The organism is Pantoea sp. GbtcB22 (assembly GCF_019091025.1).
GTDB lineage: Bacteria > Pseudomonadota > Gammaproteobacteria > Enterobacterales > Enterobacteriaceae > Pantoea > Pantoea leporis.
In genome coordinates, this window is record NZ_JAGXKB010000001.1 from 1467253 (window position 1) to 1483511 (window position 16259).

16 protein-coding genes and 1 other annotated feature are annotated in these 16259 nt (G+C 55.9%); of the genes, 6 read left to right on the top strand and 10 right to left on the bottom strand.

Going from position 1 to position 16259, the window contains the following annotated elements; genetic code table 11:
- Positions 1–33: 33 nt before the first annotated feature.
- The 3 genes from hemH to KVT28_RS06925 form a co-directional block, all read right to left on the bottom strand.
- A complete protein-coding gene (hemH, locus tag KVT28_RS06915) occupies positions 34–993 on the bottom strand; it encodes a ferrochelatase (protein WP_137385293.1) in 960 nt (319 codons plus the stop codon).
- Positions 994–1114: 121 nt separating this feature from the next.
- Complete coding sequence (gene adk, locus KVT28_RS06920) at positions 1115–1759, bottom strand: adenylate kinase (RefSeq protein ID WP_008103865.1); 645 nt, start codon at positions 1757–1759, stop codon at positions 1115–1117.
- A gap of 151 nt (positions 1760–1910) precedes the next feature.
- A complete protein-coding gene (locus KVT28_RS06925; protein ID WP_217547366.1) occupies positions 1911–2741 on the bottom strand; it encodes a DUF6024 family protein in 831 nt (276 codons plus the stop codon).
- A 188-nt stretch (positions 2742–2929) separates the two neighbouring features.
- On the opposite strand from KVT28_RS06925, the gene KVT28_RS06930 reads away from it, so the two are divergent.
- Positions 2930–3799, top strand: coding sequence for a LysR substrate-binding domain-containing protein (locus KVT28_RS06930; protein ID WP_101762395.1), 870 nt, complete (start codon positions 2930–2932; stop codon positions 3797–3799).
- Between the two features lie 53 nt (positions 3800–3852).
- Here KVT28_RS06930 and htpG read toward each other — a convergent pair whose 3' ends face one another.
- The 6 genes from htpG to KVT28_RS06960 all read right to left on the bottom strand — a co-directional run bounded on the left by htpG (position 3853) and on the right by KVT28_RS06960 (position 10027).
- Complete coding sequence (htpG, locus tag KVT28_RS06935) at positions 3853–5727, bottom strand: molecular chaperone HtpG (RefSeq protein ID WP_217547368.1); 1875 nt, start codon at positions 5725–5727, stop codon at positions 3853–3855.
- A gap of 99 nt (positions 5728–5826) precedes the next feature.
- Complete coding sequence (gene recR, locus KVT28_RS06940) at positions 5827–6432, bottom strand: recombination mediator RecR (protein WP_008103873.1); 606 nt, start codon at positions 6430–6432, stop codon at positions 5827–5829.
- Positions 6432–6761 carry a YbaB/EbfC family nucleoid-associated protein gene (locus KVT28_RS06945; RefSeq protein WP_008103874.1) on the bottom strand — a complete coding sequence of 110 codons (330 nt, stop codon included), beginning with the start codon at positions 6759–6761 and terminating at the stop codon, positions 6432–6434. Before KVT28_RS06945 ends, recR begins: the two co-directional genes overlap by 1 nt.
- Before the next feature lie 50 nt (positions 6762–6811).
- Positions 6812–8791, bottom strand: coding sequence for a DNA polymerase III subunit gamma/tau (dnaX, locus tag KVT28_RS06950; protein ID WP_217547371.1), 1980 nt, complete (start codon positions 8789–8791; stop codon positions 6812–6814).
- Positions 7409–7470, bottom strand: a sequence feature (DnaX frameshifting element). It overlaps the preceding gene by 62 nt.
- Positions 8792–8942: 151 nt before the next feature.
- On the bottom strand, positions 8943–9494 hold the full coding sequence (gene apt / locus KVT28_RS06955) for an adenine phosphoribosyltransferase (protein ID WP_008103878.1): 552 nt from the start codon (positions 9492–9494) through the stop codon (positions 8943–8945).
- Between the two features lie 149 nt (positions 9495–9643).
- Positions 9644–10027, bottom strand: a complete 384-nt coding sequence (locus KVT28_RS06960; protein WP_101762399.1) for a DUF454 family protein — start codon at positions 10025–10027, stop codon at positions 9644–9646.
- A 58-nt stretch (positions 10028–10085) separates the two neighbouring features.
- On the opposite strand from KVT28_RS06960, the gene priC reads away from it, so the two are divergent.
- The 3 genes from priC to rsmS are packed head-to-tail and all read left to right on the top strand — an operon-like array spanning position 10086 to position 11063.
- Positions 10086–10598 (top strand): primosomal replication protein PriC, encoded by a 513-nt coding sequence (gene priC, locus KVT28_RS06965; RefSeq protein WP_101762400.1) that lies wholly within the window; start codon positions 10086–10088, stop codon positions 10596–10598.
- A gap of 52 nt (positions 10599–10650) precedes the next feature.
- On the top strand, positions 10651–10896 hold the full coding sequence (locus tag KVT28_RS06970; RefSeq protein ID WP_101762401.1) for a GlsB/YeaQ/YmgE family stress response membrane protein: 246 nt from the start codon (positions 10651–10653) through the stop codon (positions 10894–10896).
- Positions 10897–10904: 8 nt separating this feature from the next.
- Positions 10905–11063, top strand: coding sequence for a pleiotropic regulatory protein RsmS (gene rsmS, locus KVT28_RS06975; protein ID WP_101762402.1), 159 nt, complete (start codon positions 10905–10907; stop codon positions 11061–11063).
- On the opposite strand, the gene acrR is transcribed toward rsmS, so the two are convergent.
- Complete coding sequence (acrR, locus tag KVT28_RS06980) at positions 11050–11688, bottom strand: multidrug efflux transporter transcriptional repressor AcrR (RefSeq protein WP_101762403.1); 639 nt, start codon at positions 11686–11688, stop codon at positions 11050–11052. The two genes, rsmS and acrR, sit on opposite strands and share 14 nt — an antisense overlap.
- A 142-nt stretch (positions 11689–11830) precedes the next feature.
- Between acrR and KVT28_RS06985 the strand changes: the two genes are divergently transcribed.
- Both KVT28_RS06985 and KVT28_RS06990 read left to right on the top strand, forming a co-directional pair.
- Complete coding sequence (locus KVT28_RS06985; RefSeq protein WP_101762404.1) at positions 11831–13021, top strand: efflux RND transporter periplasmic adaptor subunit; 1191 nt, start codon at positions 11831–11833, stop codon at positions 13019–13021.
- A 16-nt stretch (positions 13022–13037) separates the two neighbouring features.
- Positions 13038–16187 carry a multidrug efflux RND transporter permease subunit AcrB gene (locus KVT28_RS06990; protein WP_101762405.1) on the top strand — a complete coding sequence of 1050 codons (3150 nt, stop codon included), beginning with the start codon at positions 13038–13040 and terminating at the stop codon, positions 16185–16187.
- The last annotated feature ends 72 nt before the right edge of the window (positions 16188–16259 follow it).

Consider the following 16259-nt stretch of genomic DNA (forward strand, 5'->3'; position numbering starts at 1 on the left):
GCAGAGAATGATATCACACTCTCTGCCACACCCTTAACGGCGCGCGTTGACCAGCTGCACCATCATTTCAATGTGCTCCGCATCGGCGTTGAGCGCAGGAATGTACTCGAACTTTTCGCCGCCGGCATGCAGGAAGATCTCGCAGTTCTCACCGCTGATCTCCTCCAGCGTTTCAAGGCAATCCGCCGCAAAGCCCGGACTCATCACCTGCACATGCTTGATGCCTTTGGCCGGCAAACTTTTCATGGTTTCATCGGTGTACGGCGTCAGCCACGGCTCGCGACCAAAGCGCGACTGGAAGGTCATCATGATTTTGTGTGGCGCAATGCCCAACGCCGCGGCCAGCGCATCGGTGGTGTCTTTGCAACGCAGCGGATAATCATCGCCTTCATTGGCGAAACGCTGCGGAATGCCGTGATAGGACAGCACCAGCAGATCCGGTTCGCCATGCAGCGCAAACGAGCGCTCAACCGAGGCTTTCAGCGCGGCGATGTAAGCCGGATGCTCCGCGTAATCACGGATAAACGCCACTTCCGGCAGCGAGCGCAGCGGTTTAAAGCTGGTGGCTAAGCCATCCCAAACCGCGGCAACCGTCGAGCAGGAGAACTGCGGATAGAGCGGCAGCACGATGAGTTTGGTCACGCCCTGATCCAGCAAGCGTTTCAGTGCGCTGTCGAGGCTTGGCTGGCCGTAGCTCATGCCCAGTTCAACCGGCATATCGAGGCGCTGCGCCAATGCGTCACGCTGACGCTTGCTGAACACCATCAGCGGTGAACCTTCATCCATCCATACGGAAGCATACAGTTTCGATACGCGTGGCGAGCGAAAAGGCACGATGATGAAATTGAGAATCGGCCACCACAGTAAGCGCGGTGTATCAACCACTCGTGGATCGCCGAGGAATTGTTTCAGATAGCGTTTAACCGCAGGTGTTGTGGGTGCGTCTGGTGTGCCTAAGTTAACCAGCAAAACCCCGGGCTTTTCTTGCCTCATGGTATTTCCTTGATGTCGAAACGAATGGGTCGAATGCAAAATCAGGGGGAAATTGTAGCGGAAATTAAAGGAGGGGAAAGCAATTGCTGCAAAAGGGCCGGACAACCGGCCCCTCAACGCATTAACCGAGAATCGTGGCCAATTGCGTGCTCACTTCGGCGACAGGACGTGTGCCGTCGATTTTGTGATATTCGGTGTTGCCGTCTTGCGCTTCTTTGCCGTAGTAGGCAATCAGCGGTGCAGTCAGTTGATGGTATTCCACCAGACGCTTACGCACGGTCTCTTCCTGGTCATCTTTACGCGTGGTCAGCTCTTCGCCGGTCAGGTCATCTTTACCTTCCACTTTCGGTGGATTGTAAGTGACGTGATAAACGCGGCCCGATGGCGTGTGTACGCGGCGGCCAACAATACGATCCACAATCAGCTCGTCCGGTACAGCGAACTCCAGCACGTAGTCAACCTTGATGCCCGCTTCTTTCATCGCGTCAGCCTGCGGGATAGTGCGTGGGAAGCCATCGAGCAGGAAACCGTTTTTGCAGTCTTCCTGCGCGATACGCTCTTTAACCAGCGCAATCACCAGCTCGTCAGTCACCAGTTTACCGGCATCCATGATCGCTTTTGCCTGTTGGCCCAGTTCCGTACCTGCTTTGACTGCCGCACGTAACATGTCACCGGTGGAGATTTGCGGAATACCGTATTTCTCCATGATGAATTGAGCCTGAGTGCCTTTACCTGCGCCCGGAGCTCCGAGCAGAATAATACGCATTGCGTAATTCCCCTTGCGAATCGCATTGTTCAATCTGAGAAGGCGAAGAACATATCATTATGGCCCGCGCACCACAAGGAAACGGGCGCGTTCGCCACGAAAGGTCTACTTTGACCTGCTTTGTCAGCAAATACCAGCAGAGTGCCCGTTTTTAGGAATCACGGCTAAGCATGAGCACGTCTTTGAGGCGTTTTTTCAGTGCGGGTGTGACGTTCAGCTGTTTGTTGACCCCGCCGCGCACGTCGGCGCACAAGCGTAATTGCGCCTGTTCGGGCAGCACCTGAATATCCTGCGGCAATTCACTGGCATTGAGGCCGTTCGGCAGCGGAAAAAGCGCAAAGGGTAATCCCGGTTGCTGAATGGAGTGCAGGATGAATGGCGAGTCGAGCGCGATTTTTTCCACCATCGCAATATTGTACGGACGCCATTCGCTGTCCTTCATCATTGCCAGCGCCTGTTCTGGCGCGCCACCGAGCGCTAATCCTTGCTCAAACAGCCGCAGCTCACTGCGCACCAATGTGCTGAAATCGGCGGTGCGCAATGCGATTAACACCAGATCGCCGCATAACGCCGAATGGCGATCAAGGCGGGCGACAAACAGTCGCGCATCGCTCACCAGCCGTTTGTGTAGCTGCGTGGCAAACGACTCCGATGCATCGGTGACGCCGTGGCTTTGACATTCGCTCAACGCACGCACGCGACCTTGCTGCATATCAACATGATCCACCAGCGCAATGTTGCCCGCCGTCATTGGCAAGGTAGGCAGCACGCTCAGTTCACTAACCGGATAGTGCGAGGCATAGCGCGTGTGATTACGTGATTGCTCCTGACGGAGAAACAGCTGGGAAAGCAGCACTCGCGAGATATGCAAAGAGGGAGCGAAAAAGAGATCGAAATTTTCAAGCCGGTAATAGCGGGAAAGCGAGCCGCGAAGCTTATCGCGCGCCGCCGCCGCCCTGGCAGAAGCAAGTTGTGGAGCCATCGCGTGGTATGTCTCTGGTTATTATGCTGTGTGTGGGAGGTGAAACCTGCGGTGATAGTCGGCGTAAAACACAGAGAGCCGTAGCCGTCAACCTGCCAGAATCTGGTGGAAAGGTTAGGCCAATGCGGCTGGACATTAAAATGATATAAACTGACAATCCCTGTTAGGTTTTTACACAGGGGACGAGTATGACCGTGCTTCCATCGTTACGTGCACTGCACTATTTCCACCAGGCGGCACTGTTCAGCAGTTTTAGCGTAGCGGCCGAACGTCTGCATGTCACCCATAGCGCCATTAGCCATCAGGTTCGACAGCTGGAGAGCTGGATGGGGAAGCCGCTGTTTGTGCGTACCAATGGACGCGTCAAATTAACCTCACACGGTGAACGTTTGCTGGTGAGTTGTCAGAAAGCCTTTAGCGAGCTCTCCACCACCTGCGAAAGCATCCGTACCGGCATGCGCCATCATATCAGCGTCTCCTGCGCGCCCAGCTTTCTCTCGCAATGGCTGATTCCGCGCATCGCCAGCTTCTATCAGCGCTATCCCGATATTGAAGTGCAGTTTCAGCCGCTGGTAGAGATTGACCAGCTGCGCAGCGAGCATACCGATGTGCTGATTCTCAGCGCCGAGCAGTCGCCGGATGACGATATTGATGCCACTTTGATCAGCGATGATTACATCGGCCCGCTGTGCGCCCCGCAGTTTGCCGCCCGCTTTCAAAGCGAGCAGGATCTCGCCTCACTGCCGCTGCTGCACGCCGATACGCGGCTGCATGCGTGGGCCGAATGGGCGAAAACCAGCGGCGTACGCGGCAATTACTGGATCGGCAAGCATTTCGATAATTTGACGTTAGCCATTCAGGCGGCGAGAAACGGATTGGGCGTGATTATGGCGCCACGCTTGCTGGTGCGTCAGGAGTTGAGTGACGGCACCTTGATCGCACCGCTGGGCTTTGTGCGCGTCGATCGCGCCACGTTGATGATGACCAAGACTTCGCGTCAGCACGATGCGGAGATTACGTTGTTTCGCGATTGGTTGCGGGATCAGGCGCAGATTTAACAGCAGATATAAAAAAGGTCGCCATGAATGGCGACCTTTCGGGTTTGGTGCGATTACGCCGTCAGCAACTGGTTCATGCGACGGATAAACTGGTTTGGATCGTCAAGCGTACCGCGCTCGGCGAGCAGCGCCTGATCCAGCAGCAGCTCAACCCACTCGGCAAAGCGCGTCTCGTCCTGGGTATCGGCCACGCGTTTCACCAGCGTATGATCCGGATTGATCTCGAAAATGTACTTCACGTCCGGCACGTCCTGACCGGCCGCGGCAAACAGCTTCGCCATCTGCGTGGTCATTTCGTTAGCATCGGTGGTGACGATCGCTGGCGTGTCGGTGAGACGATGCGTCAGACGCACCTCTTTCACACGCTCGCCCAGCAGCGTTTTCACGCGATCAACAAACGGCTCCAGCGCCTTCTCCGCTTCTTTCTGCTCTTCGGTCTCTTCATCGGCCAGTTTGCTCAGCGAATCATCCGCTTTGCTGACTGACTGGAAGGTTTTGCCGTCGAACTCGGTGAGGTAGCTCATCATCCATTCGTCGATACGATCGGAGAGCAGCAGCACCTCGATGCCTTTTTTGCGGAACAGTTCCAGATGCGGGCTGCTCTTCGCGGCGGCATAGCTGTCGGCGGTGATGTAGTAAATCTTGTCCTGACCTTCCACCATGCGCGTCACGTAATCGTCGAGCGAAACGGTCTGCTCTGCGCTTTCGCTCTGGCTGGTGGCGAAACGCAGCAGTTTGGCAATCTGTTGCTGGTTAGCGTTGTCTTCGGCTGGACCTTCTTTCAGTACCAGACCGAACTCTTTCCAGAACTGCTGATATTTTTCCGCGTCGTCTTTCGCCAGCTTCTCCAGCATCTGCAGGCTACGCTTGGTCAGCGCGCCACGCAGGCTCTGGGTCACACGGCTGTCCTGCAGGATTTCACGCGATACGTTCAGCGGCAGATCGTTGGAATCTATCAAACCACGCACGAAGCGCAGGTAGTTCGGCATGAACTGCTCGGCATCGTCCATGATGAACACGCGCTGTACGTAGAGTTTCAGGCCGTGCTTGCTGTCGCGGTTCCACATGTCGAACGGCGCACGCGCCGGGATATACAGCAGGCTGGTGTATTCCTGCTTACCTTCCACGCGGTTATGGCTCCAGATCGCCGGATCGCTGAAATCGTGGGCGATGTGTTTGTAGAACTCGTTGTACTCGTCGTCGCTGATCTCAGACTTGTTGCGCGTCCACAGCGCCTGGGCTTTGTTGATCTTTTCCCAGGTGGTGGTGTCGCTCTCTTCGTCTTTGCTTTCAATCTCAACCGGCAGCGCGATGTGATCGGAGTATTTGCTGATCACGTTACGTACGCGCCACGCATCGAGGAAATCATCTTCGCCTTCACGGAAGTGCAGCGTGATTTCGGTACCGCGATCGGCTTTCTCAATCTCTGCCAGCGTATATTCCCCTTCGCCAGCAGATTCCCAGAACACCGCTTCATCGGCTTTAGCGCCGGCGGCGCGGGTGCGCACGGTGACTTTATCCGCCACAATGAACGCAGAGTAGAAGCCCACGCCAAACTGGCCGATCAGCTGGCTGTCTTTCGCCTGGTCGGAGCCCATGGATTCGAGGAAGGATTTGGTGCCGGATTTAGCGATGGTGCCGAGGTTCTCAATCACCTCATCACGGCGCATACCGATGCCGTTATCGCTGAGCGTCAGCGTGCGATTTTCCGGATTGACCGAGATACGTACGCGCAGGTCGCCGTCGCCTTCATACAGATCGGGCGTCGACAGCGCGCGGAAGCGCAGTTTGTCGGCGGCATCTGAAGCGTTGGAAATCAGCTCGCGCAGGAAAATCTCTTTATTTGAATAGAGTGAATGGATCATCAGGTGCAGAAGTTGTTTTACCTCTGACTGGAAGCCACGCGTCTCTTGTCCTTTCATGGTCATTGCTACCTCAACTGAATCGGGGTTGATGATACGTTGAGAGAGAAATGGGGATGAAGGAGAGGATTTCAAGCCGATGTCTGTGAAGACATCGGCAAGTGATTAGAAATTAATCTTGTGGCGTCCGGCGAGCGAGTGCGACAGCGTGGTGCCATCGACCATTTCCAGCTCACCACCGACCGGCACACCGTGTGCAATGCGGCTGGCATCAACGCCATATTGTCCGCACAACTCGGCGATGTAGTTGGCCGTGGCTTCCCCTTCCACCGTGGGATTGGTGGCGAGGATCACTTCGGTTAAGGTTTCGCGCTCGAGACGCTGCTCCAGCCGATCCAGGCCGATATCCTGTGGACCAATGCCATCCAGCGGTGACAAGTGCCCCATCAGCACAAAGTAGCGGCCGCCAAACTGGCCGGTCTGCTCAATGGCGTGGATATCTGCCGGGCTCTCCACCACACAAATCTGGCCGTTTTGCTGACGACGCGGATTGGCGCAGATGGTGCAGATTTCCTGTTCGGTGAAGGTACGGCAATCGGCGCAGTGACCGATTTCCGACATGGCGCGGGTCAATGCCTGCGCCAGACGCATGCCACCGCTACGATCGCGCTGCAACAGCTGAAAAGCCATGCGCTGCGCCGACTTCGGGCCAACGCCCGGCAGGCAGCGCAACGACTCCATCAAAGATTCAAGCAGTGGACTGGTTTGCATCAGAACGGCATCTTGAAGCCAGGCGGCAGCTGCATACCTGAAGAGACCGCAGCCATCTTCTCTTTCTGCGTTTCGTCAATACGGCGTGCCGCATCGTTGAAGGCCGCGGCGATCAGATCTTCCAGCATGTCTTTGTCATCTTCCAGCAAGCTAGGATCGACTTCAACACGACGGCAGTTGTGCGCACCGTTGATGGTTACTTTAACCAAGCCAGCGCCTGATTCACCGGTCACTTCGATCGCGGCGATCTCTTCCTGCACTTTGGCCATTTTGTCTTGCATCTGCTGGGCCTGTTTCATCAGGTTGCCCAATCCGCCTTTACCAAACATAGTTTTCTCTCTCTGCTGGGGCTGCGCGCAGTTGACGCGCGGCAGCATGTTCACACCGGTCGAATACTCTCTTCATCCAAATCGGCATCGAAGAATCGACGCAATGTCTGAATATGGGTATCGCTTTCGATCGACTGTCGCGCCTGCGACAGCTTCTCTTCATAAATGGCCTGGCGCCACTCCAGTGGCGTCAATACCGTAGGATTATCGTCTTCAATAATCGTCAATTCAACCGGCTGACCGGCAGACTGACTCAGCGCTTCCGCCAGCGCCTGCCTGGCAGAAGCTGAATTCAGATGGCGCTGACTGCTGCGCAGATGCAGCGTAACGCCGGCTTCGCCCACCTCTTTCCACGCATTGAGCGCCACTTGCTGCACCAGTTTTGGCAGCGTCAGCGCGGCGATTTCAGCAGCCCACGCATCGCGCTGCTGGGCTTCTTCCGCCAGACGCAGCGCCAGCTCAGGGGTTTTCTCATGCTCCAGTGCCGAACGCAAGGCTTTTGGCGTCGCCACCGGCTCCGCTTTAACCTCCACCGGCAGCTGCGTTTTCCAGCGATAGGCTTCCGGTTTGGCCGGGGCTTTTACCGTGGGTTCGGACGCACGTTGTTGCACACGTTCAGTGACGCTAGCGAGACGTTCCAGCGCCGGATTCGCCGGCCGCGCGGAACGCGCTGCCGGCTCACTCTTTTTTGCTTTGCCGGCTCCCTGACGCAGCAACTGCGTTCGCGCCTGTAACAACTGGCTGGTGGAGTCAGGTAACGGATCGGGCGCGGGCTGCATGTCTGGATAATCATCCGACACCGGCGGCGCGTCAGGGTTCGGCGGTGCCATCTGCGGCTGCGCAGCCGGTGCGGGCGCGGCTTTCGCTGCGGCTTGTGGCGCAGCAACCTGCGGAGCAGCTTGTGGCGTCAAGGTGGGACGCGCCACCGGCTCCGCAATCGTTGCCTGCGGATGGAACGCCAGCGCCCGCAGCAGCGCCATCTCTACGCCTAAGCGCCGATCCGGTGCCAGCGGCAGATCTTTACGTCCCATCAACAACGTTTGGTAATAGAGCTGCACGTCAGCCGGTGGCAGCACGCGCGCTAACTCGCGCAGGCGATCGGCTTGGCTGAGATCGTCCTCGCTGAGCGAGCCTGGCAGCAGCTGCACCATCGCAATGCGGTGCAGTAAACGCAGCATCTCGACCAGCAGCGCTTCCCACTCAACCCCACGCGACGCGGCCTGATTCAGCAGCGCCATCACCTGTTCGCCCTGGCCATCCACCAGCGCTTCAATCAGCGCCAGCGGCTGTTCATCGTCGAGCGTGCCGAGCATTTGTGCCACGGTGTCACGCGTTACGCTGCCCTGCCCCATGGCAATCGCCTGGTCGGTCAGGCTCAGCGCATCGCGCATGCTGCCGTCAGCGGCGCGCGCCAGTAGATGCAGCGCACGCGGTTCGGCTGCAATCTGCTCCTGCTGCAACACATGCGCCAGCTGCTGCTGGATTTGCTCCACGTCGAGCGCTTTGAGATGGAATTGCAGGCAACGGGACAGAATCGTCACCGGCAGCTTCTGCGGATCGGTGGTCGCCAGCAGAAATTTCACGTGCGATGGCGGCTCTTCCAGCGTTTTCAGCAGCGCGTTGAAGCTGTGGCGCGACAGCATGTGCACTTCATCGATCAGATAGACCTTGAAGCGACCGCGCGCCGGCGCGTACTGCACGTTATCGAGCAGATCGCGCGTATCTTCAACTTTGGTGCGTGACGCGGCATCGATCTCAATCAGATCGACAAAACGGCCCTGCTCGATTTCGCGGCAGTTATCGCATTGCCCGCACGGCGTTGACGTGATGCCGGTTTCACAGTTAAGCCCCTTCGCCAGCAGACGGGCGATCGAGGTTTTCCCGACGCCGCGTGTGCCAGAAAAGAGATAAGCATGATGGATTCGTCCCAGTGACAACCCGTTGGCCAGCGCAGTCAGCACATGTTCCTGACCGACTACGTCAGCGAAGGCCTGGGGACGCCATTTTCGCGCAAGTACCTGATAGCTCATGTGGATTCAATCACTGGAATTTAGGGAGAAGGGAGAAAATGCAGCTTCGCAAACCCTGTTTATTTTGGCAGTAGTTTAACAGCCACCAGCGGATCAGCAACCACTAACTTTGCAGAGGTGGCGCCCCGCCGTGCAGCGGAGCGCGCAGGCCTTAGTGGCCGGGGAAATTCACCAGGCTGAAGCACTCGACGCCCATGGCAGTCAGGCGGGCTTCACCGGTCAGGTCAAACAGATTAATCACGAATGCGGCGTCTTTCACTTCTCCACCGGCGCGGCGGATCAGCTTCACCGTTGCTTCCAGCGTGCCGCCAGTCGCCAGCAGATCGTCCACCACCAGCACCACATCGCCTGGTTTGATGGCATCTTTGTGCAGTTCCAGCGCATCGGTGCCGTACTCCAGCTCGTAGCTTTCGCTGAAAGTTTCACGCGGCAGTTTGCCCGGCTTACGCACCGGCACAAAACCCACGCCCAAACCCAGCGCCACCGGTGCGCCAAACAGGAAGCCACGCGCTTCCGTTCCCACCACCTTGGTGATGCCTTTGTTACGATAACGCTCCACCAGAATGGCGATCGACGCGGCATACGCCTGCGGATCTTCCATCAGACTGGTCACGTCACGGAACAGAATGCCCGGCTTCGGATAGTCAGGAATGCTTTTAATGCTGTTTTTGATGAGTTCAAGCTGCTGCGCAGTTGCGGTCATAAATGTTACGCCTGGAGAAAATATCTAATACGCGCAGCTTCTCTAGCGCCAAACCCCGGAAACCGGGTTAAGCGAAGTCGTTTATAAGGGAAGCCACGCACGAAGATGCCCAAATCTATGCAAATACCCGGCTAAATGCAACCCTCACGCTACTGTTGTGGCGGGTTGGCATCCTCGGTTACAACCGGAATGCGCCACATAAAAAGCAGCAGCAGGCACAGCATCGCGCCTAACAGGATGCGCACCCACAGCAGGTTTACTAAATAAAGGGACACCGAAAAGGTAATCACAATCAGCAACATGGCGCGCCCTTTGGCGCCGGGCGGCATGGCACGATGCTGCTGCCAGTGGCGAATAAAGCGACCAAACGGCGACTTCCATAGCAACCAATGATGGAAACGCGGCGACGAGCGGGCAAAACACCAGGCCGCCAGCAACACAAATGGCGTCGTCGGTAATAAAGGTAATACAATGCCCAGCGTACCTAGCACAATCGCCAGCCAGCCAAGGCTCAGTAGTAAAATGCGCTGCATGCCTGATGCCTGAATAAGTCAAAAACAGCGTTACGTTAACACAGTCGGAAACAGAGTGATGCCCCAACCGCCCGCCCAGCAACGTCTCCATGCCATGTTAGAGTTACTGCGCCAGCAGATTGCGCAGCAGCCGGATGGTGCCTGTCGTCAGCCCCGTTTTGATTCTCACCTGTTTCGCACCAGCGGCACGCGTCTGGCGGATTATCTGCGCGAACTGGAAGGCAATGTGACGCAGTTAACCGCTGCTGACACTGATGTGGCGCGCCGTCAATGGCTGGCGGAGAAAGTGCTGGATCAAATTGCCGCATTACAGCGCGAATGCCAGAGCCAGCAGCTGCGCGTCAAGCGCGAGCGGCCACGTGTCGATGCACGCCAGGCCAAGCGTGAAGAGTATCAAGGCTACGAAAAACGCTTACTGGCGATGATTGCGCAGCGCGAGCAGCATCTGGCGCGCGCTGAAACGCTGAGCGTTCAGCAGCAGTTAATTCGTGAAGTCGATCAGCTGCAAGAACGTTTGGCACGCTGCCGCGCCGCTATCTACAAACTGGAGTTGCCGCCTATGCCGCGCTGAACGCGGCGCTTTTTCCTCTATACTCATTGCGGTGAGAAAAAGGAGTAAAATCATGACGCTGGTATTATGGATTGTGATCGGTTTAGCGGCAGGCTGGCTCAAACGGGTGATTTTTCCCGGTCGTCCGGGAGGATTTGTGCCGACGTTGGTGCTGGCGGTGATTGGCGCGCTGATTGGCGGCTATATCGCCACCTACTTCACCACCGGCGATCTGGCCGCCCTGCATCCAGCCGGTTTCGCCAGCGCACTGCTGGGCGCACTATTAATGCTGCTGGTCGCGGCGAAATTACGTATTTAGGAGAAAAAATGTCACTGGACAGCGCACCCGACGACATCAAACTTGCCGTCGATCTGATTCAACTGCTTGAAGAGAATAATGTCCCTACCGCCACCGTGCTGGCTGCGTTGGCGATTGTTCAGCGGGATTATGAGCAGAAACAAGCGGCGGAAATCAAGGCCGACTAAGCAGCGTTGGACTTAGGCGCAACATATCAAGAAACGCATCCACCAGCTGAGGCGCATCGGCTGCCAAATCAAAACTTTGCGGGTTGAACAGCCAGCTTTCCATCATGCCATTAATATAGCCGCGCATCAGTAGCGCCGCCTGACGCGTATTCAGGTTCTCAGGCAATTGGCTGGCATCAATACAAAGACGTAGTACAGTTTCAATTCGATCGTAACACGCTTGCAGTAAGCTCTGCTGCATATCCTGTAACGTCGACATTTCGCCAACAAACTCACATTTGTGAAAGATAATCTCCATTAATGCGCGTCTTTGCGGATCCTTTGCTGTGGCGTCAAGGATATAGATCAACATAGAACGAACAACAGAAAGTGGATCGCCCGGGTATTTTGTCTGATACTCAAGTTCCACATCGTCCAGCCCAGCGTCACAACGCAGCCAGATTTCCTGTAAGAGATCGGCTTTATTTTTGAAGTGCCAGTAGATAGCCCCGCGCGTGACGCCGGCCGCTGTTGCGATATCCGCCAGAGACGTGGCGGCCACACCATGTTCGGAAAAGTGTGCTAATGCGGCGTCAAGAATTTGATGCCGTGTTTCAAGAGCTTGCGCTTTGGTTTTTCGTGCCATGCTGGGCTTTTTTTACAAACTTGTAAGTTTACATACATTTGTGAATGTATGTACCATAGCATGACCCGTGTTTTAACGCAGCAATGGGTTTATCGGTTTGTGATCCATTGATCATTTGATATCGGACACTAGAGGTTTATTTATGAATAAAAACAGAGGATTAGCGCCTCTGGCGGCCGTCCTGATGCTATCAGGCAGCTTTGTGTTAACAGGATGTGATGATAATAAATCCCAGCAAGCCGCCCAGCAGCAGCCCCCAGAAGTGGGTGTTGTAACGTTAAAAAACGAACCCTTGAAAATTACCACCGAGCTGCCGGGCCGTACCTCGGCTTTCCGCGTTGCGGAAGTTCGCCCTCAGGTGTCAGGAATTATCCTCAAGCGTAATTTTGTTGAAGGTAGTGATGTAAAAGCCGGTCAGTCGCTGTATCAGATTGATCCCGCCACCTATCAGGCGGCCTACGACAGCGCTAAAGCGGATCTCGCCCAGGCTGAAGCCAATGCGCGTGTTGCGCAGTTAACCATTACTCGCTATAAGCCGCTGCTGGGTACTAAGTACATCAGTCAGCAGGACTATGACACCGCCGCAGGCACCGCAGCTCAGACTGCTGCAGCCGCCCAGGCTGCGCGTGCCAACGTCGAAACTGCGCGCATCAATCTGGCGTATACCAAAGTGACGTCACCTATCAGCGGCCGTATTGGTAAATCGTCGGTAACCGAAGGTGCGCTGGTTTCCAACGGGCAAACCACTGCCCTGGCGACCGTGCAACAGCTCGATCCTATGTATGTCGATGTGACCCAATCCAGTGATGATTTCCTGCGTCTGCGCGCAGAGCTGGAATCCGGTCAGCTGAAACAGAACGACGGTAAGGCCAACGTCACCCTGCTGATGCAAAACGGTAACGCATACCCGCAGACAGGCACATTGGAATTCTCTGATGTGAGCGTGGATGAAACCACCGGCTCGATCACGCTGCGCGCCATCTTCCCGAACCCGGACAATCGCCTGCTGCCAGGCATGTTTGTTCGTGCGCGTCTGGATGAGGGCACCAATCCCACCGCACTGCTGGTGCCGCAACAGGGCGTAACACGCACCCCAACCGGTCAGGCAACCGCAATGGTGGTTGGCGCAGATAATAAAGTGGAATCCCGTAACATCACCGCTAATCAGGCATTTGGCGACAAATGGCTGGTGACGGAAGGTCTAAAAGAAGGCGATCGGGTGATCACCACCGGTATCCAGCGTGCCAAACCGGGTGCGCAGGTGACGCCAAAAGAAGTCTCCGATGATGCCAAAGCTGCACCAGAATCACCGTCTGCTAAATCATCGTCATAACAGGAGCCACTGATACATGGCTAAGTTCTTTATTGATCGCCCCATTTTTGCGTGGGTGCTCGCCATCATCATCATGTTGGCCGGTGTGCTATCGATTATCAGCCTGCCGATTGAGCAATATCCCAATGTTGCACCGCCGGCGGTTGAAATCCAGGCCACCTATCCGGGTGCTGATGCGAAAACGCTGCAAGATTCGGTGACGCAGGTCATCGAGCAAAACATGAACGGTATCGATGGACTGATGTATATGTCCTCGAGCAGTGACTCGTCGGGTACATTGACGCTGACGCTGACCTTCCAATCCGGTACTGATGCCGATATCGCGCAGGTTCAGGTGCAGAACAAACTGCAGCTGGCCACGCCGTTACTGCCACAGGAAGTACAGCAACAGGGTATTCAGGTTAAGAAATCCTCTAGCAGCTTCCTGATGGTGGCGGGTTTTGTCAGTGATGACGGCACCATGACGCAGAATGATATTTCTGACTATGTTGCTTCAAACATCAAAGATCCGGTCAGCCGTATGCCGGGTGTCGGTGATACCCAAGTGTTTGGTGCGCAGTATGCGATGCGCATCTGGCTGGACCCACACAAGCTGAACAACTATTCACTGACACCAGTGGATGTGATCAACGCGCTGAAAGTCCAGAACACCCAGATCGCCGCGGGTCAGTTGGGCGGTACGCCACCTGTACCGGGCCAACAGCTGAATGCCTCGATCATTGCGCAAACCCGTCTGACATCGACAGATGAGTTCGGCAATATTCTGCTGAAGGTGAATCAGGATGGTTCGCAGGTACGTCTGCGTGACGTGGCGAAGATTGAACTCGGTGGTGAAAACTACGAGATCATCGCGCGTTATAACGGCAAACCGGCTTCCGGTATCGGTATCAAACTGGCCACCGGCGCTAATGCACTGGACACCGCCGATGCGGTGAAAGCTGAACTGGCGAAACTGGAGCCGTTCTTCCCGGCAGGCATGAAAACGGTTTATCCGTACGACACCACACCGTTCGTGAAAATTTCGATTTTCGAAGTGGTGAAAACGCTGTTCGAAGCAATCGTGCTGGTGTTCCTGGTGATGTATCTGTTCCTGCAAAACTTCCGTGCGACGCTGATTCCAACCATCGCCGTTCCTGTTGTGTTGCTCGGAACCTTTGCGATCATCAGTGCCTTTGGCTACTCGATAAACACCCTGACGATGTTCGGGATGGTGCTCGCCATCGGCCTGCTGGTGGATGACGCCATCGTGGTGGTAGAGAACGTCGAACGTGTAATGGCGGAAGAAGGCTTACCGCCGAAAGAAGCGACCAAACGTTCGATGGAGCAGATTCAGGGCGCATTGGTCGGTATTGCCTTGGTGCTGTCAGCGGTATTTATTCCAATGGCGTTCTTCGGTGGTTCAACCGGCGTCATTTATCGCCAGTTCTCCATCACCATCGTTTCGGCAATGGCGCTGTCGGTGCTGGTGGCGTTGATCCTGACGCCTGCGCTTTGTGCCACCATGCTGAAGCCGGTGGAGAAAGGCGCTCACGGCAAAACCACCGGTTTCTTCGGCTGGTTTAACCGCCTGTTTGATAAGAGCACCAACCACTACGTTGACAGTGTTGGTCATATCATTCGCAGCACCGGCCGTTACCTGCTGATTTATCTGGTGATCGTGGTCGGCATGGCGTACCTGTTCCTGAAACTGCCTACCTCATTCCTGCCGGAAGAGGATCAGGGTTTGTTACTGGCGCAGGCGCAATTGCCAGCCGGTGCTACCCAGGAACGTACCCAGAAAGTATTGGATCAGGTGACGGATTACTTCCTGACCAAAGAGAAAGACAGCGTTAACTCCGTGTTTACCGTTAACGGCTTCGGCTTCGCCGGTCGTGGACAGAACACCGGTATTGCGTTCGTCAGCCTTAAGCCGTGGGATGAGCGTGGCGATGCCAACCTGAAAGTGCCTGCGATTGCCGGTCGTGCCATGCAGGCGCTCGGTCAAATCAAAGATGCGATGGTGTTCCCGTTCAACCTGCCAGCGATTATCGAACTGGGTAACGCCACCGGCTTCGACTTCATGCTGACCGATCAGGGCAACCTGGGTCACGAGAAGCTGACCGCCGCGCGTAACCAGCTGTTTGGCATGATCGCCCAGCATTCGGATACGCTGGTGGGTGTGCGTCCAAACGGCATGGAAGATACGCCGCAGTACAAACTGATCATCGATCAGGAGAAAGCGCAGGCGCTGGGTGTGTCGCTGTCCGACATCAATACCACGCTGGCTTCAGCATGGGGCGGTTCTTACGTCAACGACTTCATCGACCGCGGTCGCGTGAAGAAGGTGTACGTTATGGGCAAGGCCGATTCACGTATGTTGCCGGACGATATCAGTAAATGGTACGTGCGCAACAGCGGCGGCACCATGGTACCGTTCTCCGCCTTCTCTTCGGCGAAGTGGCAGTACGGTTCACCGCGTCTGGAACGTTACAACGGCTTGCCATCGATGGAGATTCTGGGCCAGGCTGCGCCAGGCAAGAGCTCCGGTGATGCCATGAACCTGATGGAAGAGTTGGCAGGAAAACTGCCGGCGGGTATTGGTTACGACTGGACCGGCATGTCCTATCAGGAACGCTTGTCAGGTAACCAGGCTCCGGCGCTGTATGCTATCTCACTGATTGTGGTGTTCCTGTGTCTGGCCGCGCTGTATGAGAGCTGGTCGATTCCGTTCTCGGTCATGTTGGTGGTACCGCTGGGTGTTGTCGGCGCACTGATCTTCACCACGCTGCGCGGCTTAAGTAACGACGTCTACTTTGTGGTGGGCTTGTTGACTACCATAGGATTGTCGGCGAAGAACGCCATCCTGATTGTCGAATTCGCCAAGGATTTGATGGAGAAGGAAGGTAAAGGGTTGGTGGAATCCACGCTGGAAGCATCCCGTATGCGTCTGCGTCCGATTCTGATGACCTCACTCGCCTTTATCCTCGGCGTAATGCCGCTGGCGATCAGCACCGGTGCGGGTTCTGGCGCACAAAATGCGGTAGGTACCGGCGTAATGGGCGGGATGGTAACAGCGACCGCGCTGGCTATCTTCTTCGTTCCGGTGTTCTTCGTGGTGGTACGTCGCCGCTTCAGTAAGAACAAAGGTGACCTGGAACACGGTCATCCGGTTGAGCACAAACACTAAGTTTTACTCTTCCCTAAAAGGCCGCTGATGCGGCCTTTTTTATTGCTGTTCCCCTGCCCCACCAAAATCCCT